This is a genomic window from Arthrobacter terrae (assembly GCF_015708085.1).
GTDB lineage: Bacteria > Actinomycetota > Actinomycetes > Actinomycetales > Micrococcaceae > Arthrobacter_M > Arthrobacter_M terrae.
This window is the reverse complement of sequence record NZ_JADNYM010000039.1, coordinates 1-22,459: the sequence shown is the minus strand read 5'-3', so window position 1 is coordinate 22,459 and position 22,459 is coordinate 1. Positions and strand designations below refer to the sequence as shown.

Annotated in this window: 23 protein-coding genes and 1 pseudogene; 17 read left to right on the top strand and 7 right to left on the bottom strand. The window is 64.0% G+C overall.

Translation table 11 applies throughout. The features are described 5' to 3' along the window. Nucleotides 1–171 precede the first annotated feature (171 nt). Entirely contained in the window at nt 172–399 is a 228-nt protein-coding gene (locus IV500_RS20585; RefSeq protein WP_196398691.1) for a hypothetical protein, read from the bottom strand. A 520-nt stretch (nt 400–919) separates the two neighbouring features. On the opposite strand from IV500_RS20585, the gene IV500_RS20580 reads away from it, so the two are divergent. Both IV500_RS20580 and IV500_RS20575 read left to right on the top strand, forming a co-directional pair. Beyond that, nucleotides 920–1,279, top strand: coding sequence for an Rv1322 family protein (locus tag IV500_RS20580; RefSeq protein WP_196398690.1), 360 nt, complete (start codon nt 920–922; stop codon nt 1,277–1,279). A gap of 27 nt (nt 1,280–1,306) precedes the next feature. After that, a complete protein-coding gene (locus IV500_RS20575; protein ID WP_196398689.1) occupies nt 1,307–2,113 on the top strand; it encodes an alpha/beta hydrolase in 807 nt (268 codons plus the stop codon). 106 nt (nt 2,114–2,219) lie between these two features. Here the strand turns inward: IV500_RS20575 and IV500_RS20570 are convergent, their stop codons facing one another. Beyond that, a complete protein-coding gene (locus tag IV500_RS20570; protein WP_376770236.1) occupies nt 2,220–3,563 on the bottom strand; it encodes an AI-2E family transporter in 1,344 nt (447 codons plus the stop codon). Nucleotides 3,564–3,908: 345 nt separating this feature from the next. On the opposite strand from IV500_RS20570, the gene IV500_RS20565 reads away from it, so the two are divergent. The 8 genes from IV500_RS20565 to IV500_RS20530 all read left to right on the top strand — a co-directional run bounded on the left by IV500_RS20565 (nt 3,909) and on the right by IV500_RS20530 (nt 13,675). After that, nucleotides 3,909–5,753: a DUF8094 domain-containing protein gene (locus tag IV500_RS20565; RefSeq protein WP_196398688.1), complete on the top strand. Its 1,845-nt coding sequence runs from the start codon at nt 3,909–3,911 to the stop codon at nt 5,751–5,753. Between the two features lie 70 nt (nt 5,754–5,823). Further along, nucleotides 5,824–6,840 (top strand): co-chaperone YbbN, encoded by a 1,017-nt coding sequence (locus IV500_RS20560; protein WP_196398687.1) that lies wholly within the window; start codon nt 5,824–5,826, stop codon nt 6,838–6,840. Nucleotides 6,841–6,981: 141 nt separating this feature from the next. Next, nucleotides 6,982–8,085, top strand: a complete 1,104-nt coding sequence (locus IV500_RS20555) for an NADH:flavin oxidoreductase/NADH oxidase (protein WP_196398686.1) — start codon at nt 6,982–6,984, stop codon at nt 8,083–8,085. Between the two features lie 161 nt (nt 8,086–8,246). After that, nucleotides 8,247–9,143, top strand: a complete 897-nt coding sequence (locus IV500_RS20550) for an ABC transporter ATP-binding protein (RefSeq protein WP_196398685.1) — start codon at nt 8,247–8,249, stop codon at nt 9,141–9,143. Then, nucleotides 9,125–10,696 carry a transporter gene (locus IV500_RS20545; protein WP_196398684.1) on the top strand — a complete coding sequence of 524 codons (1,572 nt, stop codon included), beginning with the start codon at nt 9,125–9,127 and terminating at the stop codon, nt 10,694–10,696. The genes IV500_RS20550 and IV500_RS20545 overlap by 19 nt, the downstream gene beginning before the upstream one ends. A gap of 182 nt (nt 10,697–10,878) precedes the next feature. Further along, a complete protein-coding gene (gene nagB / locus IV500_RS20540) occupies nt 10,879–11,661 on the top strand; it encodes a glucosamine-6-phosphate deaminase (RefSeq protein WP_196398683.1) in 783 nt (260 codons plus the stop codon). Between the two features lie 769 nt (nt 11,662–12,430). Beyond that, the gene (locus IV500_RS20535) at nt 12,431–12,943 is read left to right on the top strand and encodes a GNAT family N-acetyltransferase (RefSeq protein WP_196398682.1); all 513 of its coding nucleotides are present in this window, start codon (nt 12,431–12,433) and stop codon (nt 12,941–12,943) included. A gap of 339 nt (nt 12,944–13,282) precedes the next feature. Beyond that, complete coding sequence (locus IV500_RS20530) at nt 13,283–13,675, top strand: SRPBCC family protein (protein ID WP_196398681.1); 393 nt, start codon at nt 13,283–13,285, stop codon at nt 13,673–13,675. A 110-nt stretch (nt 13,676–13,785) separates the two neighbouring features. On the opposite strand, the gene IV500_RS20525 is transcribed toward IV500_RS20530, so the two are convergent. Continuing rightward, nucleotides 13,786–14,049: a hypothetical protein gene (locus IV500_RS20525; protein WP_196398680.1), complete on the bottom strand. Its 264-nt coding sequence runs from the start codon at nt 14,047–14,049 to the stop codon at nt 13,786–13,788. On the opposite strand from IV500_RS20525, the gene IV500_RS20520 reads away from it, so the two are divergent. Beyond that, complete coding sequence (locus tag IV500_RS20520) at nt 14,048–14,371, top strand: DUF3039 domain-containing protein (RefSeq protein WP_196398679.1); 324 nt, start codon at nt 14,048–14,050, stop codon at nt 14,369–14,371. The genes IV500_RS20525 and IV500_RS20520 overlap by 2 nt on opposite strands. A gap of 89 nt (nt 14,372–14,460) precedes the next feature. Then, entirely contained in the window at nt 14,461–16,242 is a 1,782-nt protein-coding gene (locus tag IV500_RS20515) for a DEAD/DEAH box helicase (RefSeq protein WP_196398678.1), read from the top strand. 30 nt (nt 16,243–16,272) lie between these two features. Here the strand turns inward: IV500_RS20515 and IV500_RS20510 are convergent, their stop codons facing one another. Then, nucleotides 16,273–16,953, bottom strand: coding sequence for an isochorismatase family protein (locus tag IV500_RS20510; RefSeq protein WP_196398677.1), 681 nt, complete (start codon nt 16,951–16,953; stop codon nt 16,273–16,275). Beyond that, the gene (locus tag IV500_RS20505; protein ID WP_196398676.1) at nt 16,950–18,281 is read right to left on the bottom strand and encodes a nicotinate phosphoribosyltransferase; all 1,332 of its coding nucleotides are present in this window, start codon (nt 18,279–18,281) and stop codon (nt 16,950–16,952) included. Before IV500_RS20505 ends, IV500_RS20510 begins: the two co-directional genes overlap by 4 nt. 37 nt (nt 18,282–18,318) lie before the next feature. Here IV500_RS20505 and clpS point away from each other — a divergent pair, with 37 nt between their 5' ends. From clpS to IV500_RS20485, 4 genes are all read left to right on the top strand, one after another. Continuing rightward, nucleotides 18,319–18,630 (top strand): ATP-dependent Clp protease adapter ClpS, encoded by a 312-nt coding sequence (clpS, locus tag IV500_RS20500; protein ID WP_196398675.1) that lies wholly within the window; start codon nt 18,319–18,321, stop codon nt 18,628–18,630. Between the two features lie 5 nt (nt 18,631–18,635). Then, nucleotides 18,636–19,214 carry a DUF2017 domain-containing protein gene (locus IV500_RS20495; RefSeq protein WP_196398674.1) on the top strand — a complete coding sequence of 193 codons (579 nt, stop codon included), beginning with the start codon at nt 18,636–18,638 and terminating at the stop codon, nt 19,212–19,214. A gap of 120 nt (nt 19,215–19,334) precedes the next feature. Continuing rightward, complete coding sequence (gene murI, locus IV500_RS20490; protein ID WP_196398673.1) at nt 19,335–20,252, top strand: glutamate racemase; 918 nt, start codon at nt 19,335–19,337, stop codon at nt 20,250–20,252. Beyond that, nucleotides 20,249–21,046 carry an MBL fold metallo-hydrolase gene (locus IV500_RS20485; protein WP_196398672.1) on the top strand — a complete coding sequence of 266 codons (798 nt, stop codon included), beginning with the start codon at nt 20,249–20,251 and terminating at the stop codon, nt 21,044–21,046. Before murI ends, IV500_RS20485 begins: the two co-directional genes overlap by 4 nt. A 25-nt stretch (nt 21,047–21,071) precedes the next feature. On the opposite strand, the gene IV500_RS20480 is transcribed toward IV500_RS20485, so the two are convergent. Then, entirely contained in the window at nt 21,072–21,662 is a 591-nt protein-coding gene (locus IV500_RS20480; protein ID WP_230855278.1) for a hypothetical protein, read from the bottom strand. Nucleotides 21,663–21,726: 64 nt separating this feature from the next. Here IV500_RS20480 and IV500_RS20475 point away from each other — a divergent pair, with 64 nt between their 5' ends. After that, nucleotides 21,727–21,903: a hypothetical protein gene (locus tag IV500_RS20475; RefSeq protein ID WP_196398671.1), complete on the top strand. Its 177-nt coding sequence runs from the start codon at nt 21,727–21,729 to the stop codon at nt 21,901–21,903. 345 nt (nt 21,904–22,248) lie between these two features. Here IV500_RS20475 and IV500_RS21760 read toward each other — a convergent pair. Further along, nucleotides 22,249–22,459, bottom strand: a pseudogene (locus IV500_RS21760) (hypothetical protein); the annotation flags it as partial.

The window sequence follows — 22,459 nt, the reverse complement described above, 5'->3', positions numbered from 1 at the left end:
CCCCACTGCCTCAACGCGGCCACCGAAGCGTCATACACCGCTTCCTGCTCCGCCAACCACTCACCCGCAGCAACAACCCCCGCAGCAAACACCGGATCCAAAACCCCGCCATCCCCCCGCACCGGAAACCCCGGATGCGGCCGAAACACCCCACCACCACCAGACCCCGTATCAGTCCCGGAACCCGACCCAGCACCAGCACCAGACACCGGCCCGGTCCCCGACAGAGCTTCGTCCGGCAGGACCACAGCAGCCAGCAGCGCCGCCGTCGTCGGCTCCGCCCCCAACCCGCCCGCCGTCGGCTGCGTCCCCGACCCGCCCGCCGTCGGCTGCGTCCCCGACCCGCCCGCCGTCCCCGATGCTCCCGTCAAACCGTCCATAACCCAACACTGCCACCACCCACTGACATTAAGACTTACCAGCACTTCCAGGCGGAACTCAGGGGTTAGATATCCGCAGAGATGGACGGGGGCCGCTGCGTCAACGGTCATGATGCTCTTGCCCTGGCGGCGATTGCCTGGGCTGAAGGCTGCCGCTTAGAGGGTGCAAACGACGACGGCAAAACAGACCGATGGCAAGACAACACGGCGGCAATTCATCGCGCGCCACAAGGACAGGGAGGCGCCCCTGATGAGGATGCTCCCTCCGCGCCCACCTTGACGGAGTACGAAACTGTCGTTGTCCCTTTAGTAGTTAGTAGTGGGAGGAGCTGGAGAGCAGTCCTGGCGAAACATCGAGTGAGAAGATTGATGCACTGGCGTAAAGGCTGCGGATTCGAGGATGGTTGACGACGGCTGCTGAGCCTCCGGCCCCGCCTTCCGCGCACGCCTTCGGGACCTTACGGCGGCGCTCAGCGGCCCATGACCAGGACCGGTCCGATGCTGCCAGCAGACAGCGGCATCTAGGGCAGAATGGAATCATGCCCCGTTCAAATCATCCGCGCCGGACCAACGGAGGCAGGCCGGGACAAAAGAACGCTTCCGGAAACGGCACGGCTGGAAACGGCCCTGCCGAAGAGCTGGACTTGGAACGCGCCCGTTCCGGCTTCCCGCACCGCGAATCCGCGCCGGATGGCGAATGGATGGTCCGTCCGATTACCGCACGGAATGCCGCCAAGATCTACACCTGCCCCGGCTGCCATCGCCCCGTCCAGCCGGGGATCGCCCACTTGGTGGTCTGGCAGGAGGACTCTCTTTTTGGCGCGGCCGCCGCGCTGACGGACCGCCGGCACTGGCATTCCAACTGCTGGCAGTCGCGCAGATACAAATACCGCCGGTGATCCCGGGCGACGGGCTAAACTTGCCCAATGGCTCTTGGCGTAGAAGTTTTTGACCCCGCATCGTTCGAATTTTCCGACCCGGGAACGTCGCAGCAGATCCGTGCAGCATCGGTTCTGCCGGCCCGGCGGGAAAACATTGAATTGATCACGGACGACGGGCTGACCCTGGTGGGGGAGCTGGCGCTTCCGGCGGAGGGCCCGATCCAAGGGACGCTGATTACGCTGCATCCGCTGCCCACCCATGGTGGTTTCATGGATTCGCACGTTTTCCGGAAGGCATCATACCGGCTCCCTGCCTTGGCCGGCATAGCGGTGCTGCGTTTTAACACCCGCGGAACCTCGTCTGCGCGCGGCACGAGCGAGGGGACTTTTGGGGAGGGGATCTCCGAACGGGCCGATGTGGCAGCGGCGGTGGACTTTGCGGTCCGCCGCGGGCTGCCGAACCGTTGGCTTGTCGGCTGGTCCTTTGGCACGGAGCTGGTTCTGAAGTACGGCGCCCGCGCGCCGGTAGTGGACGCTATTGAGGGCGCAGTACTGCTCTCCCCGCCGCTGCACCGGGCTACCGCGGAGGATCTTAGGTCGTGGGCCCAGTCCGGGAAGCCATTGACCGCGCTGGTGCCCGAATTCGACGATTATCTGCAGCCGGTGGAAGCCGCGGAACGCTTCTTGGCTGTTCCGCAGGCGAAAGTGCTGGGGATCGACGGCGGCAAGCACCTGTGGGTCGGCGAAAAGTTTGCTGCCAGGGCGTTGAACGAGATTTCCGCGCTCGTGCTGGACCGCCCGGGGTCGGTCCTCCCATCGGAGTGGGACGGGCCGCTGGCCACTGCGCCATAGTAGCCCTGGTTCCCGGTATGCACACCCGGACCGGGACCGACGGCGGCAGGCAGCGCCCGCTGCTGTGCCGCCGTCGGCCGTTCCCGGCGTTGGTCCTGACCTTGCGCTAATGCTTGTCCTGGCGCGCTATGTACACTTCCTTGACCAGCAGCAGGACGGCGGCAGCCGTCGGGATAGCGATCAACGCCCCGAGGACGCCCAGCAGACTGCCGCCGGCAATCACAGAAATCACGGCGACGGCGCCCGGTACGGCAACGGCCTTCTGCATAATCCGCGGGGAGATGAAGTAGGCCTCAAACTGCAGGTAGGCGAAGTAGAAGATGGCGTAGAACACGGCCGTCTGCCAGCCCGCGGTGAGTGCAACCAGGATGACGACGATGGCGGCGATCATGCCGCCCACAAGTGGAATGAAGGCCAGCAGCGCGACGACGAAGGCCAGTAGAACGCTGAATGGAACGCCGAGGACGGTCATCAGGATGAACGCGAAAGTGGCATTGAGGACAGCGACGCAGACCTGGCCAATTACGTAGTTTCCCACCGAGCCGGTGATTTCCTCACTGAGCCGCTGGACGCGGTCGCGGCGGGAGCGGGGGGCGAGTCGGTAGCCCCAGCGCTTCATGGCCGGGAGCGAGGCCAGGAAATACAGGCTGAGTACAAGGACGATAAGGGCGCCGAACAGGCCGTTGGCTATGGTGCTGCCCACTCCGAGGACACCGCCGAAAATCCCACCCACGGCTTGGGAATCCTGAAAGAACTTGGCAACTTGCTCGCTGATGGTGTCGCGCACGTGGTACTGCGTGTCGATGTTTTTGAAGAAATCCGAGTTCAGGAAATTGTTGATCCAGCTGGGGGCGTTGGTGATCAGCTGAGTGGACTGTTCAATGATGGTCGGGATCAACGTGGCGAAGAACCCGGCCACAATACCGACCAGGACGGCGAGCGAAATCAGGATCCCCAGCGGGCGGGGCACTTTGCGCGCCTCCAGCCAACGGACCACCGGGTCCAGACCGAGGGCGATGAACAGCGCCGTCACTATCCACAGCAGCAGTTGTTCGGTGTGCGTGAGCATGAAATACAGGAACAATGCCAGACCCACACCCACGGTGCCCATGAACCCGATGTAGATAGGTTGCTGGAGAGAGACTGCGGGCCTGGCGCTGCGGGATTTTCTGTCTGCGATTCCGGTCTTGCCTGCGGTTCCGGTCGCGCCTGGCTGGCCGGAGGTGGCGTCGGACGCATCCGCCGCGTCTGTCCCTTCCAACGGCGCAAGCTCCGTCTCGGCGTCCGGCGGCATTTCGAACCGAAGCCGGGGATGGGCGCCGGGAATTGGTCGCCGCAGCTGTCCGAGCGTTCGTGCAATTAACCCCGAACGCGAGGAGACAAGCACTGAAGCGGCCTCCACGGGCACGGGTGCCGGCGAATGCTGGCTGGGTTCATCTGCTGAGGTCACGGGGGGATTCGCTGCTTTCACTTCGAGGATTTTCTCGCACCCGCGGCGGGTTCTGAGGCTGGGAGCTTTGTGCCAAACATTATCAGCCGTGCGAAGGTGAGTAAGCCCTCATTCGGACCTTCGGCAGTGGCGGCTGGCCCTTGCCGGACACGCTGGTTTCCGCATGAACACGGGGTTACCGGTGGCGGTTCCGGAGCTGCCTGTGGCGGGACGCGCGGGCCACAAAATGCGGCGGCCAAGCCGGGGAGGGCACCTATGGCCGTCCGAAACCTCAATGATATAGCAAAACGGTTAGGCTTAAGGGAAGCAAGGATCTCCGTTTTTCAATTGACGTTAGGCATATTTGTGCGTTCGAAGGTAGCAGTAGTGCTGGCCATTTTGGGCTTGGTGCTCCTAGGACTCGGAATTGGGCAGCGAACGCTCTGGGCACCCCCGGCCACTGTCACGGCGTCGGTGGCGCAGGGCGCGAAGAGCGCCCCGGTGGCGGTTATTGATCCCGCCGTCCGGACGCTGCACGGCAGCCCGGTCACCATTGCCGTCAAGTCCGACGGACCGATCCTGCTCGCAGCCGGCCGTTCGGACGACGTCGACGCTTGGGTTGGCAAGGCCGCGCACCTCACGGTTACGGGAGCGGACGCGGACTTCAAGGTGCTCTCAACTAAGAGCACGGACGGTGAGGCCACAGTTCCCAACCCCGCCGGCTCCGATCTTTGGACCTATCAGCAGAGCGGCACCGGAACCGTCAGCTATGAGTGGACTCCGCCGGTCGGCGGTAACTGGTCCCTGCTGGTGGCCTCCGACGGCTCTGCCCCGGCACCGACGGATATTTCTGTGACTGCCCCGAACGACACGAGCACGCCGTGGGCGGTTCCACTGATGGTGATTGGCGCTTTGCTGTTGATAATCGGTGTACTGCTGCTGATCTTCAGGCCGAAAAAGGGGCGCCGAAGCGCCACGACTTCAGGCCCGGCCCGGCGCGGACCCAACCGCACGGAGGTCGACGAAACGCAGAGCGCGGTGGGTCCGGCGGGGTCTAAGAAAAAGGAGCCTGTTGAGCCCGCTGGCGGGTCCTCCACTGGCGGGTCCTCCACTGGCGGGTCCTCCACTGGCGGGTCCTCCACTGGCGGGTCCGGACGAACGCTTTTCGCGCGCCGGGCTCCGCTGGCCGCTGCAGCAGCGCTGCTGCTGCTGACAGGTGCAGTGGCTCCGGCTGCCAACGCGGCCAGCACACCCCCCTCCGGGGGCGCTAGATCGGACGGCGCTACGGGCACTGCGTCGGGCACGTCCGCAGCAACTACCTCCGCGCCGGGAACCGCATCGGTTCCCGTGGTGTTGGAAAGCCAGTTCAACCGCATTTTGGATGCGGTTGCGACGACCGTGACCACCGCGGATGCGGCAAAAGACGCCAATCAGCTGCCGGGCAGGGTCGGGGGATCCGCGTTGGAACTGCGGACGGCGAACTATAAAATCCGGTCTCAGGTTGCCGATTACGCAGCTGTCACTCCGGTGGCAAGTTCGAAGCTGCTGACGAAGGTCATCAGCACAAGCCTCGCCTGGCCGCGCAGCATCATGGCGGTTACGCAGGGCGAGGCTAACACCGTTCCGCAGCTGCTGACCATGGTGCAGACGGCGCCGCGGGAAAACTACAAGCTGGATCAAGCGACCCCGCTGTTGCCTGGTCAAACCTTCCCCGCCGTTGATAAGAAGGGCGTAGGGACGCTGGCGATGGACGATAAGTCCGCTCTGCAGATGTCTCCAACGGAGGCATTGGCTGCGTTGGGAGACAGGCTGACCAAGCCGGACAGTGCGTGGAAGGACAAAATCACCGATCCCGTTTACATCCCTGATGTGGATTCCTACCAGGCGGACATTGCCGCCAAGGGTCCGGACGCAACCTACATCTTTTCGCATACACCGGTGGCCGATACCGGCCACGTTCTCCGCACGGCCGACGGCGGTGCACTCGTGAGCGCCAACTTCCATTTCAACGTCGACGCCACATCCAAGGCGGACGCCAAATTGACGGTGGGCCCGGATGCGGCCGTCTTCACGGGCGGAACGGAAACCACCAAGGGGTTTGTGCTGAACTTCGGTGAACCCGTTGTTCTCTACGTTCCGCCGGCCGGCTCGCAGGACAAAATGGTGCTGCTGTCGGCCACCCGCGGACTCATTGGTGCGAGCTTCAAGTAGCGCCGATTGTGCACCACCGCGCCCGAGTTTTCCCGTTCCTCCGCGGCATTGCCGCAGATAGAGTAAATCCATGAGTCAACCAGCTTCCGTTCCCGTAAATCCAGCCTTCGCTGCCGGCGTCAATCTCCGCGGTGCAGTGGATCTCTCCGCTTTGAAGAAACCCCGGCCGGCGGGCCCGGCCGGGGCTTCACCGGGTGGTGGCGGTGCCCCCGCAAACGGGCAACCGGCCGACGGCGCCGACGGTGCTGCAGGTGCTGCGGCTGGTTATGCCGTGGACGTCACCGAACAGAGCTTCCAGGAGTTGGTTCAGGTTTCCTCGCAGGTCCCTGTCGTGGTGTCGCTCGGAGCGGCGTGGTCGGGGCAGTCCAGCAGTTTGAACGTCATGTTGGAGCGCCTGGTCAGCGGATATGCCGGCCGCCTGTTGCTGGCACGGGTCGATGCGGAGGCCAGTCCACAGATTGCGCAGGCCTTTGCGGCGCAGGCCATTCCCACCGTGGTGGCCCTCATCAACGGCCAGCCGGTGCCGCTTTTCGAAGGCGAGATGCCGGAGGAACAGGTGGGGCGGCTGTTGGATGAGCTATTGAAGGTCGCTGCAGCGAACGGCGTCAACGGCAATCTGGGCGCAGACCCGGCGGATGCCGATGCTGAACCAACGCCGCCGCCGTTGCCGCCGCTGCATCAGGAGGCGTTCGACGCGATTGAAGCAGGGGATTACGACGCCGCCGAAACTGCGTACCGCCGGGCGCTGGCCGATCAGCCCGCGGACGCTGATGCGAAAATTGGCTTGGCCCAAGTGCATTTGATGCAGCGGACCACCGCCATTGACACCCAGCAGGCCGATGCTCTGCGGCACACTGCAGCGCAGAATACGGACGACGTTGACGCGCAGCTTACTGTCGCGGATTTGGATGTTATCGGAGGACACGTCGAGGACGGTTTTGGCCGTATTCTTGCGTTTATCAGCGCCCACTTCGGTCCGGAGCGGGAAACTGCCCGGATCCGCCTGCTGGAGCTTTTCGACGTCGTCGGGGTGACGGATCCGAGGGTGTCCAAGGCCCGGCAGGCACTGGCCCGGGCCCTGTTCTAAGCCCGGAATCAAAGGGGCGCGCAAAGGGTGCTGCTTGAAACAGGTGGCCCCGACGCGCACGTCAGATTGCCCCGACACCGGGCACGGCGGGATTGAAGGGCCGGGAGGAATGACTTTAGGGACAGCGTTGTTGGGCTGACTGTGACCACTTCCAAACTCTTTACCCCCCTGTCCCTGCGCTCGCTTGAGCTGTCCCACCGCGGCTGGGTTTCGCCAATGTGCCAGTATTCTTCGGATTCCGTCCAAGCCCCGGGGGTGCCGACAGACTGGCACCTGATGCATCTGGGACAGTTCGCTGCCGGGGGAGCCGCACTGGTCCTGACCGAGGCCAGCGCGGTGAACGCCGAGGGCAGGATCAGTCCCAGGGACGCCGGAATCTATAACGAGGAGCAGGTCCGCGGCTGGCGGCGCATCACGGACTTTGTGCACGAAACCGGATCCGCGCACACGCGGATCGGGATGCAGCTGGCGCATGCAGGGCGGAAGGGTTCTACCTACTGGCCCTTTTCCGGCCGCGGGGGCAGCGTCCCGGAATCCGACCACGGCTGGGAAACGGTGGGTGCCACGGCAGAGGCTTTTGACGGCTATGCCGCACCAAGGGCGATGACCGAGGGGGATATTCAGTCCGTAATCTCGGACTTTGCAGACGCCGCCGATCGTGCTGTCCAGGCCGGTTTCGACACGGTGGAAATCCATGCGGCCCACGGCTACCTGCTGCACCAGTTCCAGAGCCCCTTAGTGAATACGCGCACGGACGCCTGGGGCGGGAATGAGGAAGGCCGCAGCAGGCTGACACTGTCGGTAATCGATGCCGTACGCGCCCGAATCCCGGAGAGTATGCCGCTGCTGCTGCGGATCTCCGCTACTGATTGGCTGCCGGGAGGCGTGGATGTGGACAGCTCCGTTCGGCTGGCCCGCGCCGCCGCTGCGCACGGCGTGGACCTGATTGACGTGTCCAGCGGTGGTGCGGTCCCGGGCGCCAGCATCCCGGTGGGCCCGGGATACCAGACACGGTTCGCCGAGCAGATTCGCCGCGAAACCGGGGTGGTGACTGCCGCCGTCGGGCTGATCTCGACGGCGGAACAAGCGGAGCACCTGCTGGCAACAGGTCAGGCTGACGCCGTTTTCCTGGCCCGGGCGGCCTTGCGGGATCCGCACTGGTGGCAGCGGGCGGCGCACGATCTTGGCGTCCAGCTGGCGTGGGCACCGCAATATGAACGCGCCGCCGCCCGGTCGAAGTACTAGCACCGCCGAAGAACTAGCGCCGCCGAAGAACTAGCGCGCCGAGGTACTAGCGCCGCCGAGGTACTAGCGCCGCCGAAGTACTAGCGCCGCCGGGATAGAGAGCGGGAAAATCATCCTTTTTGATGTCCCGCGGCAATGGCGGGACTGCTAGCGTGGCCGGTATGACCGACGTCCCGTACAGCTCATCGCCCTCAGGGGTCCCGGGCGCTGCCCGTCCTGCCGACTCCGGCGCCGCCGAAAGCTCCCCGGCGGCGCCCGGCGGAGCCGAAAACTTATCGGCAGCGCCCGGCGCAGCCGCGGACAATCGGCCGGCTCTGGTCCTTCGGGGGCTGACCAAGGGGTTCAACGGCAAGGTCGCCGTCAACTCAATCGACCTCGACGTCCCCTCGGGCTCGTTCTACGGACTCGTTGGACCCAACGGCGCCGGAAAAACCACGTCCCTTTCGATGGCCACCGGACTGCTGCGTCCGGATGCCGGAAGTGTCTGGGTGCACGGGATCAACGTCTGGGAACACCAGCTGCAGGCCAAACGGCTGATGGGTATATTGCCGGATGGCGTTCGGCTCTTTGACCGGCTGTCCGGGGAACAGCTGGTGACATATGCGGGCCTGCTGCGCGGAATGGATCGGGAAACCGTGAAGGAACGCGTGAGGGACCTGCTGGCGGCCCTCGATCTGGTCAAGGACGCCGGCACGTTGGTGGTGGACTATTCCGCCGGGATGACCAAGAAGATTGCCCTCGCCTCCGCCTTGATCCACGCTCCCCGGGTGCTGGTCCTGGACGAGCCGTTTGAATCGGTAGACCCGGTCTCCGCCGCGAATATCCGCGATATCCTGCAAAGCTATGTGAGCTCCGGGGGCACCGTCATCGTCTCCAGCCATGTCATGGATCTGGTGCAGCGAATGTGTGACCATGTGGCCGTCATAGCCGGCGGAAACGTGCTCGCCGCCGGGACGGTGGACGAAGTGCGCTCAGGTGCCAGCCTGGAGGACCGCTTTGTGCAGCTGGTCGGTGGACGTCACGAAACGGAGGGTCTGGCATGGTTGCGGTCCTCCTGAGGCTCAAGCTGACGCTGCTGCGCAATTCGCTGCGGCGCAGCCCCTGGCAGCTGGTGGGTCTGATCATCGGCGGCCTCTATGGGCTGGCTGTGCTGGCCGTGGCCATAGCCGGCCTGCTGGCGCTGAGCGGGGCGGAGGTTGAGCTGGCCAAGACGGTCATCGTCCTGGCCGGGTCCGCCGTCATCCTTGGCTGGCTGGTGATCCCGGTGCTCGCGTCCGGGGTGGATATGACCTTGGACCCGGCGCGCTTTACCACCTTCGCCGTTCCGATGAAGCAATTGCTGGCCGGGCTGGCGCTTTCAGGGTTCCTCGGTATTCCCGGTGCCATCACGCTGCTTGCCTCGCTCGGAACGGTGGGAACCTGGTGGCGGCATCCGCTGGCGATGCTGGCCGCGGCGGTCTGTGCCGTACTTGCGGTGCTCACGTGCATTGTGGCATCCAGAGCCATCACATCGGCCAGCACCAACTTGTCCTCCTCGCGGCGGTTCAAGGACGTCAGCGGGGTGCTGCTCTTTCTGCCATTGATCCTCCTGGCGCCGATTATCAGTGGGCTCAGCAGGGGGGGCGAGAACTCTGCTGACGTGCTGCCCGGTATTGCGCAGACCTTGTCCTGGACGCCGCTGGGGGCGGTCTGGTCCGTGCCCGCCGATCTCGCCGCCGGCGCCCCGGGCCAAGCCGCGCTGAAGTTTTTGATAGCTCTCGCTTCGCTGGCAGTGCTGGCGTGGCTGTGGAAGATCAGCCTCGCCAAAGCGCTGGTAACGCCGGTCCATACGGCCGGCGTCCGCCGGACCGGCGGCAAATTGGGCGCCTTCAATCTCTTTCCGGGGACCGAGGTGGGAGCGGTAGCCGCACGGGCCACAATCTACTGGTTCCGGGATCCGCGGTACACCGTCAGCCTGATCACCGCCGCGGTCATCCCGCTGGTCTTCACTGTTCCGGCGCTGCAGAGCGGCTCGCTGGGAATTTTGAACTTTGCCGGAGCCATTGCCGTGTTCCTTCTGGTCTGGTCCATCTCGGCGGACATTTCCTACGACAACACGGCCTTTACCCTGCACGTTGCCTCGGGGGTCCGCGGCCGGGCGGATAGGGCCGGCCGGGCGCTCGCCTGCGGTGTGCTGGCGGTCCCACTGGGCATCATCTACAACCTGGTCGGGGCGGCGGTGAACTCCGCGTGGGTGTATCTGCCGGCTTTGCTGGGCCTGACCTTCGGCTTGGCGCTCAGCGGCCTGGGACTGTCGAGTGTCGTGTCCGCATGGTTTACCTATAATGCGCCGGCGCCGGGGGACAGCCCGTTTAAATCCCGTCCGGGGAACAATTTCGCCGTACTTGGCGCCCAATTGGGCGGCTACGTCGGCCTGGGCGTGCTGGTCCTGCCGGAAATCATCCTGACGGCTGTGGCCTTCGGCACCGGCCGGCCGGTATTCGGCTGGATTTGTCTTGCCGTGGGACTGGTGCTCGGCACGGTGCTGCTGGCTGCGGGCATCGTGCTGGGCGGCAGGCTCTATGACAGGCGTGCACCGGAGCTGTTGGCCGCGTTAGTGAAGGCGAGATAGCACGCCCGAACCGTCTGTACGGCGGAGCAGTACGTCCCGACGATGCTTCACTCCTTTCGACAGCTACTGGAGCTTAGGTAGGACATGGGATATGTTCGAGGGAAGCCCGAAAAGAGTTTTTGTCCTCGAATCACCGCATCATTACGTTCCGTGCCGGGCCGGTGCGGGAAAGGCAGTGAGCCATGGAGGTAGTAATCCTCCCCAGCAGTAAAGAAATAGCCGGCCTGGCCGCCGACGCCATTGAGGCACTGATCCGCCGTAAACCCACCGCGGTACTCGGGCTGGCCACGGGTTCGTCCCCGTTGCCCATCTATGACGAGCTGGCCCGTCGACATGCGGAGGACGGGCTCAGCTTTGCGCAGGCCCATGGCTTTGCGCTCGATGAATACGTAGGCCTGCCGGCTGGCCACCATGAGTCCTACCGTGAGGTGATCCGGCGCGAATTCACCAACCGCGTGGATATTGCCGCCGGGAATGTGCACGGTCCCGACGGGTCCGCCAAGGATGTGCTGGCGGCCTGCCAAGGCTACGAGGATGATATCAAGGCCGCCGGCGGCGTCGACCTGCAGATTCTGGGCGTCGGCACCGATGGCCACATCGGCTTTAATGAGCCGGGCTCGTCGTTTGCTTCGCGGACCCGGATCAAGACATTGCTGGAGCAGACGCGGCGGGATAACGCTCGCTTCTTCGACAGCATTGATCAGGTGCCGCACCACGTCGTGACGCAGGGGCTCGGGACCATTATGGACGCACGGCACGTGCTGCTCGTGGCCACCGGGGCGCACAAGGCCCAAGCTGTCCGCGATTTCGTCGAGGGTCCGGTCGCCGCCATCTGCGCGGCTTCCGTGCTCCAGTTCCATCCACACGCCACGGTTCTGCTCGACGAGGCCGCCGCGTCGGCCCTGCAGCTGGCCGATTTCTACCGCCACACCTATGACAACAAACCGAACTGGCAGGGCCTCTGAACCGAGGCCGCTACGATACCGCGGCCCGCATGGGCCGGCGCATTCATGACAATCTGGCCTCCTGTCCGGTCTAATTTAAACCCGAAAGGCATAAGGGTCCGCTCTCCGCTGGGTCTTGGCCCGGTCGGACTTGCCCTGCTCGGCGCCACCATTTCCATCCATACTGATGCTGCTGGTCCTCCATTGGAGACTGCGCCGCGCCGGAAGTGGGTGGCGGAACACAGGGTTCACCCGGCCCACTACACGGATGCTGCACCTCCTATGGCAGATCCCGACGATTCTCCTGGCGCTCATCACCGTGCAGGGAGTCGCCTTTGCCCCACATGTTGATCCTCGGCGTGGCTCTGGCATACCTGCGGGAGTTTCACGCGACCCTTTGGGCCCCGGTCATCATGCACGCTGTGCTGAACAGCCTAACCACAGGGGCGATCGTGTTCGCTCTAATGGCTTGATCCACGATTTACAAGGTCATGGCCATCAGGCCTTCTTTGGTTGGTGTCGTAGGGGCGGCCACGAGCCGTCCCGCAAGCGAAACGCCACCTGGATGAATCGCCGCGGGCGCGGCCGGTTGCGCGGGGAAAACTGCTTCTAGTTTTGGACTATTCTCTAAGGCACGCGCTGGTCCGACATATATTGGGATGCCATGGATCCTCCGGTGAGCGCGGACGTAAATCACCGATCTAGAACTGAGATGGTCTGAGCCAGCCAGATCTTGCGCTTCACCTAGCTACTATTTACGCTCCACGCAGCTACTTTTAGGAGGGATGAGATGTCCGAAAAGGGTGGCATGGCCATCTCTCCAACGGCCATAGAGTTCCACATCATGCTTCCGGACATCGCGCGGGAGATCGCAGATGAGTGGAAGTATTCTCCGCCCTACGACTTCTACAACGTCGATGCCGACCCTGATGATTATAGGGAGTTCATTGATCCGACCCTATGGTCGGATTTTTTCTACGGCGCGTACGTCCGAGGTGAATTGATCGGCTTCTTTCAGGTGGACGTGAGTGGAACCTTCCCTGAGATCTCCTTGGGGATGAGGCCCGACCTTACGGGCAACAAACTGGGGCGAGTATTCGTAGATGCGTGCATCGGTCGGACTGTTGTCGACTTGGGCTCGGAACGGACATTGTCTCTGACAGTTGCATCCTTCAACAAGCGCGCCATCAGGGTGTACGAGGCCGCAGGATTTGTGAAGATACGGTCGTTCGTCCAGGCCACAAATGGAGGATCGTATCCCTTTGTCGAGATGACTACAGAAACTCATGAAGAGCAGAAATAAAGGTAGCGCACCCGTGACTCCGGAGGTGGGAGACTCTTATGCAATGGGTGAAGACGGTCATGGCCCGGGTGCCAACCTATCGGATCGAAAACGCGAACCATCAGCGAAAGCTCCTCCCTTCGGTCGAACGCTGACGGACGACATTCCGGTGGACCAAGCGTTCAGCAGGCGACGAGGGACACTATGCCCACGAGGCGCTTCTACAGCGGTTCGTCAATGGTCGCCCGTTGATTCGCTCAGGCAACGCGTGCGGCCCTGCTGCGATCGCGATCTCTTGCGGTCAGTGTGTCCGGTCCGTGGTGATAGGGCAATGGATAACCCGCCTGACATACTCTGACCATGACCGTTTCCTTCGAATGCACGACACGGACCAGCATGCCTAAAGCGCAGCTATTTGACCTTGCCCACAGCATCGACGCCCATGAGGACTCGATGGCGCAGTCTCGTGAAAAGGCTGTCGCTGGTGTCACATCAGGTCTCATTTCACTGGGAGAAGAAGTGACGTGGCGGGCTTGGCGTTTCGGTGTTCCGTTGCAGATGACGAGCCGAATAACACAAATGGAATCGCCGGACTATTTCATTGATGAACAGGTCAAAGGTCCATTCCGGCGGTTCCGGCACAACCATGAGCAGACGAACCCATACCGGGCAGTTTCCGGCAAGCAGAGCGGAATGCGCCACCCACGGCTCGCGCGCCCGTCGTCGTTTGCCCGCGTGACCGGTCGGCGCTGACACCGCGCCACCGGGACAGATCGGCCTAATAATCGGTCCTCTCGTCTATCCCGGGCTGGGTGCGTTTGGGTCTGCTGGGGGATGAGCTTCAGGGCAGTGAGACCCGCACGCTAATCGGATAGATACATCAGGTGTAGTGCCGTAACCTCGTCGAATGCCTCGCTGTAGGCGACTATGCTCCAGCCCAGATCACATGACAGCGCCGTAAAGGTACGACAGCGGCGGTACGCAGGGTACGACGGCGGCAGGCGCCGTACGTGCGCGCCTGCAGTGCCGCCGTCGTACTTGCGCGCAAGGAGGTCCGCCGCCCGAGTGCACAGGCTCTCTTTCGCAGACATGACCGGTGCAGCGTCAGCGGCTAAGATGGAGACCATGAGTATGCCTCCAGACCCCTTCGAATCCGACCCGATGCGGGCCCCGCTCGGCAACGGTACGTCCACCGCGACCATTGAGCGCGAGGAACTGCGCCAAGAGGTGGAACCGGGCGACAGCGAGCGTCTTGCGCACTACGTGCGCAAGGAAAAAATCATGGAGTCGGCGATGTCCGGCGATCCCGTGATTGCCCTCTGCGGCAAGGTGTGGACGCCGGGCCGCGACCCGGAGAAGTTCCCGGTCTGCCCCGAGTGCAAGGCCATCTATGACGGGTTGCGTCCGGGAAAAGATAAGGGCAAAGACAAGCCGGGCTCCGATAAATAGGTGCTGACGGTTTTCATTTACCCGCCGACCGGTGCGGCCATTCCGGTACGGGCCCCTGTTCTGCGCGTGCGGCCCGGAGGTAAACAGCAGTGACGGACACCCTTTTTGGCGGCCCCGCGCTGCCTCCGGCGTACCCTGAACGCGCCGCTTGGGGAACGGCCCCGAAGCTGCGCGCCTGGCAGGCACAGGCTATCGAGAGCTATTTTGCCACCGAGCCGCAGGATTTCCTGGCAGTGGCTACGCCCGGGGCGGGCAAGACGACGTTTGCGCTGCGGATAGCCACCGAGCTGATTGAGCGTGGTGTGGTAAACCGGGTGACCATTGTGACGCCGACTGATCACCTGAAGCGGCAGTGGGCTGACGCCGCGGCCCGGGTGGGAATTGCAATCGATCCGAATTTCAAGAATGCCGACGGCAAGCACGGGCGCGGTTTTATGGGTGTCGCCGTGACGTATGCCCAGGTTGCCAGCAAGCCGATGCTGCACCGGGCCAAGACGGAAGCGGCCCGCACTTTGGTGATTCTCGATGAGATCCACCACGGCGGGGACGCGTTGTCCTGGGGAGACGGGATCCGCGAAGCCTTCGAGCCGGCCTCCCGACGGCTGGCCCTGACCGGGACCCCGTTCCGCTCGGACACCGCAGCCATCCCCTTTGTTGAGTATGTGGAGGACCGCGAGGGGATCCGGCGTTCACGGGCCGACTACACCTACGGTTACGGTGAAGCGCTGCGGGACCATGTGGTGCGCCCGGTGATGTTCATGGCGTATTCGGGCCAGATGCGCTGGCGCACCGGGACCGGTGAGGAGATGTCAGCCTCGCTGGGGGCACCGGTGACCAAGGACATTACTTCCCAAGCCTGGCGGACGGCGCTGAACCCCACCGGCGAATGGATTCCCTCCGTCCTGGCGGCCGCGGACAAGCGGCTCACCGAGGTGCGGCGCGCGGTCCACGACGCCGGCGGCATGGTGATTGCCACCGACCACGAGGACGCACGCGCGTATGCCGGCACGCTGAAGAAGATTACCGGGGAATCCCCCACGGTGATCCTTTCCGACGATGCCAAGGCCTCGCACAAGATTGAGGAATTTTCCGTCGGACAGAAGCGCTGGCTGGTCGCCGTGCGGATGGTCTCCGAAGGCGTTGACGTGCCTCGGCTGGCCGTGGGCGTGTACGCGACCTCGACGGCGACGCCGCTGTTTTTCGCCCAGGCCGTGGGACGCTTTGTGCGGGCGCGCAAACGCGGGGAAACGGCGTCGGTCTTCCTGCCGTCCGTGCCGAACCTGATGGTGTTGGCCAATCAGCTGGAACTTGAACGGGACCATGCGCTGGACAGGCCGGAGCCCGAAGCGGACGGATTCGTCACCGAAGACGCCGAGATGCTGGAGGCGAACCGGGAGGAAAAAGGCTCGGACACGCTGGAAAAGTTCAAGTTCGAGGCGCTTGAGTCACAGGCGTCATTTGACCGGGTTTTGTTCGACGGCGGCGAGTTCGGCACCGGCGGCGAGATGGGAAGCGAGGATGAACTCGATTTTCTCGGCATCCCGGGGCTGTTGGACGCCGATCAGATGAGTGTGCTGCTGCGCCAGCGTCAGGCCGAGCAGCAGTCCCGCCGGCGCAAGTCCACGTCCGCGGTTGCCGCCCCCACCTCGGATGGAGCACCGGCCGTGATTGACCATCGGATGCTTACCGAACTGCGCAATGAACTGGCCAAGAACGTCTCGGCCTGGTCCGCGCGGTCGGGCATGCCGCACGGACTGGTGCACAGCGAGCTGCGGCGCACCTGCGGGGGACCAGCGGTGGCGCAGGCCAATGAGGAGCAGCTGCAGGGCCGGCTGAAGAAACTGCAGGGCTGGTTCATCGGACGGAAATAGCCCCTGTTGGGTCACAGCCGTCCGGGATTCTCAGGAGCGGCGGAGCTCCACTCCTGCGTCGGCAAGCTGGGCGAGTGCGGCCGCAGACGTAGCCGGGTCGACGCCGGCAACCAGGTCGGTCAGTACGGTGGTGTCGTAGCCGGCCTCCAAGGCGTCCAGCGCGGTGGCCCGGACACAGTGGTCCGTGGCCAGCCCCACAATGGTGACCGAGTCGACGTCGCGCTCGCGCAGCCAGTCATCCAGCGTGACGGTTCCTGCGGCCGCGGACGGGCTGCCCGGACCAAAACCGTCGTCGTCCTCATCCTCGGCTTCATCATCCGCGATGCCACCGGAAGCGCCGGGCGTGTGCTCGCCGGTGCGCACTTCATCCTCCGGCGCCAACAGCCCTTCAAAGCCGGAGTAGGCCGCGTCAAACTGGCCCTTGTGGAAGTACGCGTCAATGTTCTCGGTGTCCAGATCCGGGTGCAGGGCGGCCCCGCGGCTGTCTGCGACGCAGTGCACCGGCCAGCTGGTGACGAAGTCGGGGGAGTCGGAGAAATGCGCTCCCGGATCGATATGCCAGTCCTGAGTGGCCACGATGTAGTCGTAGTCCACGCTGGAGTCCAGCAGTTCGCTGACGTCCGCCGCCAGGGCGGCTCCGCCGCTGATGGCCAGCGAACCCCGCTCGCAAAAATCGTTCTGCACGTCGACAATGATCAAAGCCTGCGTCATGACGCCTCCTGGAATTCGGTTGGGATAACGGGTTCGCCGCGCTGGAGCCGCAGCGCCGAGCCGGGCAGCTCAGCCATCGAGGCGCGGTGTCTTTCGGCGGCCCGGCGCACACCCTCGGCGCCCGTCCAACCCGGCGTCAGCACGCCGTCGACCATGAACTGCTGCAGCAGCGGCCGGTCGTCGCCGTCATCTGGCGGCCGGTGCCCGATGCCGATGACCTCCGCCGTGGCTTTGCCCTTCGCGTCCCGCCGCCGGAGCGCGTGCTTTCTGCCGCCGTGGGACGTTTTGTTCTTGGCAATTTTGGCCACCGGAACGAACGTGCCGTCGTCGTCCTCCCGGCTGACCAGCTTGTAGACCATGCCCGCCGTCGGCGCGCCCGACCCGGTCACCAGCGAGGTGCCCACGCCGTACGAATCCACCGGCGCCGCGGCGAGGGCCGCAATGGCATATTCATCCAGATCCGAGGTCACGGTGATCCGGGTCCCGGTGTTCCCGAGCGAGTCCAGCAGCGTGCGCACCTCGCGCGCCTGAGCCAGCAGATCGCCCGAATCCAACCGGACCCCGCCCAGCCCGGGGCCGGCCAGCTCCACGGCAGTACGCACCGCTGCCTCGACGTCGTAGGTGTCCACGAGCAAGGTGGTATCCGCGCCCAGGGACTGAAGCTGCGCGGCAAAGGCGGCCCGCTCGGAGTCATGGAGCAACGTAAAGGAATGTGCGGCGGTCCCGACCGTCTGCACGCCGTACCGGCGCCCGCATTCCAGGTTGGAGGTGCTGGCGAAACCGGCAATGACGGCGGCGCGGGAGGCGGCGACGGCGGACTCCTCATGCGTGCGGCGTGAACCCATCTCGATGCACGGCCGCCCGCCGGCGGCACCGGCCATCCGGGACGCGGCGGAGGCTATCGCGCTGTCATGGTTGAGCACTGAAAGCACGTAGGTCTCCAGGACACACGCCTGGGCAAAGGTCGCCTCGAGGATCAGGATGGGAGAGTTCGGGAAATAGGAATCGCCTTCCGCGTAACCGTAGATATTGCCGGAAAACTTATAGTTCGCCAACCAGTCAATTGTCTGGCTGTTGACCACCTTGTTCCGGGCCAGGAACTCCAGCTCGGCCGGCCCAAAACGGAAGTTTTCAATTCCTTCCAACAGCCGCCCCGTCCCGCCCACAACGCCATACCGCCGCCCATCCGGCAGCCGGCGGGCGAACGCCTCGAAGACGCTGCGGCGGTGTGCTGCGCCCGAATGCAAAGCGGCCTGCAGCATGGTCAGCTCATAGTGGTCCGTATACAGGGAAGTAGCGGGTTGGTCCCAAGAAGGTGAGATAGTCACGAAATTTACTCTAGTGCGGCCGCACTAGAATGGACATATGACCGTCAGTACCGCCCCCGATCTTGCCCGGGAAACCCATACCCATGAGCTCAGCGCCCCGAATGTTCCGTGGGTGCTGATTGTCTGGAACGATCCGGTCAATCTGATGAGCTACGTCAGCTACGTATTCCAGACGTACTTCGCCTATTCCGAGACCAAAGCCGCAGAGCTGATGATGCAGGTACACAAGAGCGGGCGGTCCGCGGTGGCGCACGGCGGTAAGGAAAAAATGGAGGCCGACGCCGTCGCCATGCACGGATACGGTCTCTGGGCCACGGTGCAAAAAGACGACATGAATACGGGGTCCTGATTTACGTGGCGAAGGCTTTCAAATACGGTCGCAAGGGAATCACGGGGCAGCTGGAGCAGGCGGAACGGGATCTGCTGCGCAACCTTTTTTCAGACATTATTGACATGCTTGAGCCGGAGTCTGCGGCCCACACGGACCCGCTCGCGGCATTGATCGGGCTGGATATGGATGTCCGCGTGCCGACGGATCCGGCGCTCAAGCGCCTCTTGCCGGACGTCGTCAACGCCGAGGACGCGGAATCCACGGCGATGGCACTGGAATTCCGCCAGCTCACCGAACGGTCGCTGCGGGAGAATAAAATCGGTGCGCTGCGGGCCGCTGCCCTGAACCTGGATTCGGACAAAATGGTCCTCAACGACGAGCAGGCCAAGTTCTGGGCGATGGCCCTGAACGACGTGCGGCTGGTGCTGGGGGAACGGCTGAGTATCCGCGGCGAAGCGGACGCTGACCGGATTCACCAATTGCAGGACTGGTCCCAGGCCGACGATGTGGACAGCTACCTGGCGCTGGTCTACAACTTCGTTTCCTGGTTACAGGAAGGCCTGGTCCAGGCCATGCTGCTGGGACTGAAGGACCGTGGCTGAACCGCTGACCGGGTCTTTGACCGGGACCGGCGCGCGGACCGGCGCGGGACGTCACTGTGACGAAGCCGACGGCGGCAAAAGGTGCCAGGCGGCGCGCGGACCCTTTAGTCTGGGACGATTATGAGCAGCGCATTGACAGACCGGGCGGACCGTCCCATTGGCATCTTCGATTCCGGCGTTGGCGGACTCACCGTCGCCCGTGCCGTCATCGACCAGCTGCCCAATGAATCGATTCTCTACGTCGGGGACACCGCTCGAGGCCCGTATGGACCGCTTCCCATTGCCGACGTCCGGGCGAATGCCCTTGGCGTGATGGACGAGTTGGTGGACTCCGGCGTGAAGTTGCTGGTCATTGCCTGCAACACGGCCTCCGCGGCGGTGCTCCGCGACGCCCGGGAACGCTATACCGCGCGGTACTCCATCCCCGTGATCGAAGTGATCCAGCCGGCGGTCCGGCGGGCCGTCGCGGCCACCCGCACCGGACGGGTTGGCGTCATCGGCACGGTGGCAACCATCGGCTCGCGTGCTTATGAGGACACCTTTGCTGCCGCACCGGACCTGCAGATTACCTCGGTGGCCTGTCCGGACTTCGTGGAATTTGTGGAGTCCGGGATTACTGCCGGCCCGCAGCTGCTCTCCACCGCGCAGCGCTACCTCGCCCGGCTCAAGACTGCCGGGGTGGACACACTGGTGCTGGGCTGCACGCATTATCCGCTTTTGACGGGCGTCATCTCTTACTGCATGGGCGACGGCGTCACCCTGGTTTCCAGCGCGGAAGAGACCGCCAAGGACGTTTACCGGGCGCTGGTCAGCCATGATCTGGAGCGCACGGCCGCGCCGGCGCCCGTGCACAGTTTCCTGGCCACCGGGGACGCGGCGACCTTCGAGGTGCTGGCCCGCCGGTTCCTGGGGCCGGAGGTTCTCAGCGTGGAGCAGGTGTCCCATGTTTCGGCCCATTACCCGACCGGTTCGATGGCCCGGATCAGCCCCGGGATGGTAGCCGCCGGGAAATCGGCTTTGCCCGGCGGCCAGCCGTGAAGCTGACCATTGTGGGCTGCAGCGGCTCGTTTCCCGGCCCGCAGTCGCCGGCGTCCTGCTACCTACTGACCGCCCACGACGGCGTCCGGCCCTGGCGCATTCTGCTGGACCTGGGCAGCGGCGCCCTCGGTGCCGTGCAGAAGTACATGGATCTGGCGGACATCGACGCCATCTTCCTCACTCATCTGCACCCGGACCACTGCATGGACCTGTGCGGGCTGCACGTAGCTGTGCGTTGGGACCCGAGCGGTTGGCAGGCCGGCCGGATTCCGGTGTGGGGACCAGCGGCGACGGCGGATCGACTGGCTACCGCCTATGGGCTGGATCCGGATCCGGGCATGCGCGAGGAATTTGACTTCCGGCTCTGGATGGAACGCGAAACCGTGCAGCTGGGCCCGTTCAGGATCACCCCGTATGCCGTAAACCATCCGGTGGAGGAGGCCTATGCCCTGCGCGTAGAAGCCACGGAGTACGACGGTACTGGAGTGGACAGAGTCGCCGTGCTGACCTATTCCGGCGATACCGATTCCTGCCCCGGACTCGTCGACGCTGCCCGGGATGCAAACCTGTTTTTGTGCGAAGCCGCCTTTGAAGAAGGGCGCGATGACGCAGTGAAGGACGTCCATCTCACCGGGAAGCGGGCGGCCCAGGCGGCGGCCAAGGCCAATGCACACCGGCTGTTGCTGACGCACCTGCCGGTGTGGACGGATGCCAATCGGGTTGTTGCGGAGGCCATTCCGGAATTTTCCGGCAAGGTGGCGGTCGCGGTGGCCGGAGTGCACTACACGATTTGAGGCCGCCTGTCCGCCGGCAGATCGGTCATCGCGCGACATGCCCTGGTGGTGTCGCGTCCTCGCCGGGCAGTACGGCGCGTGCCACCAACGATGGTTCGCGCAGCAACTCGGCAACAACTTCCCCTGGTCCGCCAAAACAGCGCCAATCATCATCCCAGAGCGTCGACAGCAGCCATGAACGGTCTGCGGGAAAGACGATATCGGGTACCGGACCCCGCTCAAACCAGCCGTTTTCCGATCGCCAAGTCGACGCCTGCTGCGGTCCTGCCTCAACCACCACGTAGGACCAACCCGCGTACAGTTTGACTTGCGGCACATCAGGAAAGACCACATCCTCATCACCGGTGTCAAGGTAGCCCAGCCACCAAGGCTGACCGGCGGTATTGCGGCTAAGAATGTCCATCACTACCTGCGCCTGCGTTGACCTGGCCGTTTCCCCGCGTGGTACCACGATGGTTGCGTATGCCGCGAACTGCTCGGGGATGGCCACAGTAATCGACAGCCCCGGAGGCGCGGTTTTCTGCACGATCCAGGCTACATCTGCGGCTGTGCCAATCCGCCACGTCCGGCCGCCCTTCTCCCGCAGCATGCGTCCCGGCATCTCCATCTCGACCATGACTGCACTCTACGGTCCCTCCACCCGAACTCAGGCCATATATGACTCGGTTAGCATGAGCGCTATGTCTTTCATCATCCGGGCAGCTACCCCCGAGGACGCTCCGGCGCTAGTTTCGGTCCACAACACCTGTTGGCGCGAGACCTACGTCGGCGCAATGCCCTCAAGCGTTTTCGATGAATGGGCCGCCGCCGTACACGCCAGCATCGACGGCCGACGCTGGCAGATTGAGAGAGGGTAGTACCCTGGCTCTTGGGCTTTGAGGGCCGCAGCGACAGGGAGGACCTCATCGGGATCGCGCTTGCTGGTCCGCCCGAGGTGGATCATGCTGCAAACACCCAGCTGTTCGTCCTCTACGCGCTACGGCACGCGCATGGCAGCGGGCTTGGGCAGGCACTTCTCGAGGGCGTCATCGCAGACAAGTCCGCCGTGCTCTGGGTGTTAGAGGAGAATGCGAGGGACAAAGCGTTCTACTCCCGCAACGGCTTCGTGCAGGACGGGCTCCGTTGCGGTGTCGACCAAGGCTGCTGGCGTCCCCGTGGAGAACGGCCCGTGCGCGGAAGGCCCCGTACCTCAGGGCTTTGCTTTATGGTGCATTGCCGCAGCCTTCTCCTTGTGGGTTTTGGAGGCAATCGTCGGCGTATGTTTTTGTTACTGTCCGCCAGACACTGACAGGCAGTAGTGCGGAGTTGAACGTGCCGTGTCCGGGGATGGCCAGCGGTGCACCGCCGTTGACCGAGTAGGTTCCGCGGAAGTGCGTTGCCACGGTGACGGTGAAGTTACCCGTATGGGTATAC

Coding starts and splice junctions, on each gene's coding strand:
- IV500_RS20580 (WP_196398690.1), top strand. CDS start 920: ATGCCCCGTTCAAATCATCCGCGCCGGACCAACGGAGGCAGGCCGGGA.
- IV500_RS20575 (WP_196398689.1), top strand. CDS start 1,307: ATGGCTCTTGGCGTAGAAGTTTTTGACCCCGCATCGTTCGAATTTTCC.
- IV500_RS20560 (WP_196398687.1), top strand. CDS start 5,824: ATGAGTCAACCAGCTTCCGTTCCCGTAAATCCAGCCTTCGCTGCCGGC.
- IV500_RS20550 (WP_196398685.1), top strand. CDS start 8,247: ATGACCGACGTCCCGTACAGCTCATCGCCCTCAGGGGTCCCGGGCGCT.
- IV500_RS20545 (WP_196398684.1), top strand. CDS start 9,125: ATGGTTGCGGTCCTCCTGAGGCTCAAGCTGACGCTGCTGCGCAATTCG.
- nagB (WP_196398683.1), top strand. CDS start 10,879: ATGGAGGTAGTAATCCTCCCCAGCAGTAAAGAAATAGCCGGCCTGGCC.
- IV500_RS20535 (WP_196398682.1), top strand. CDS start 12,431: ATGTCCGAAAAGGGTGGCATGGCCATCTCTCCAACGGCCATAGAGTTC.
- IV500_RS20530 (WP_196398681.1), top strand. CDS start 13,283: ATGACCGTTTCCTTCGAATGCACGACACGGACCAGCATGCCTAAAGCG.
- IV500_RS20520 (WP_196398679.1), top strand. CDS start 14,048: ATGAGTATGCCTCCAGACCCCTTCGAATCCGACCCGATGCGGGCCCCG.
- IV500_RS20525 (WP_196398680.1), bottom strand. CDS start 14,049: ATGGTCTCCATCTTAGCCGCTGACGCTGCACCGGTCATGTCTGCGAAA.
- IV500_RS20510 (WP_196398677.1), bottom strand. CDS start 16,953: ATGACGCAGGCTTTGATCATTGTCGACGTGCAGAACGATTTTTGCGAG.
- clpS (WP_196398675.1), top strand. CDS start 18,319: ATGACCGTCAGTACCGCCCCCGATCTTGCCCGGGAAACCCATACCCAT.
- murI (WP_196398673.1), top strand. CDS start 19,335: ATGAGCAGCGCATTGACAGACCGGGCGGACCGTCCCATTGGCATCTTC.
- IV500_RS20480 (WP_230855278.1), bottom strand. CDS start 21,662: ATGGTCGAGATGGAGATGCCGGGACGCATGCTGCGGGAGAAGGGCGGC.
- IV500_RS20475 (WP_196398671.1), top strand. CDS start 21,727: ATGTCTTTCATCATCCGGGCAGCTACCCCCGAGGACGCTCCGGCGCTA.